At 41.3% G+C, this 584-nt stretch carries 1 pseudogene; it reads left to right on the top strand.

Going from position 1 to position 584, the window contains the following annotated elements:
• Positions 1 to 235, top strand: a pseudogene (locus tag HCR01_RS38195) (hypothetical protein); the annotation flags it as partial.
• Between the last annotated feature and the right edge of the window lie 349 nt (positions 236 to 584).

The raw sequence follows: 584 nt of genomic DNA, 5'->3' as shown, positions 1-584 counted from the left end.
AATAAAGGGTTTAATAGATGAGCGTAATGGTGGAGTTGCCGTACCTGCACAAGAAGCTGTTTCTGTTGAGCAGCAAGTCTTACCAGATTATTCAGCAATCCGCGAAAACGTCCTTTCCCAATTGAAAACAGGTAAGCAGTCAGCAGCCAAGGCAATCGACGCTTTTATTGAGGAATTGGGTGCTGTAAAGGAGCAACAACAGCCAGCAGATGAGGAATTAGGTGTAGCTTCTTAGTATTTTTTTGCTGACAACTCACCTAAATGCGTCCTAGTAGAATGCATACTGACTGGGGAGCTTGATCAGGGCAAAGGCATCATGTCAACAAGACCTTTAAATGATCAAGAAGCTCAAAAACAGTTGCATTAATTGCTGCTTATTGACACAGATGTAGGCGTAGATGCTTTGCAGCTTGCTGCGGACATCGCTTTGAAGCTCAGAAGGTAGATCAAATCAGAAATGCTGATTTTCGCTTGGTTCTTAACCTTAGTTGTGATTTTGAGTAATTTCAGATGCCTTTGCCCTGTGTAATAAGAAGCAACACAAATTCAGAGCAAAAACTATTAACCAATCTTATTCTGAATCT

The organism is Nostoc sp. MG11, from assembly GCF_014904695.1.
GTDB lineage: Bacteria > Cyanobacteriota > Cyanobacteriia > Cyanobacteriales > Nostocaceae > Komarekiella.
Note: the sequence above shows the minus strand (reverse complement) of the source record. Positions and strands in the feature narration are given on the sequence as shown.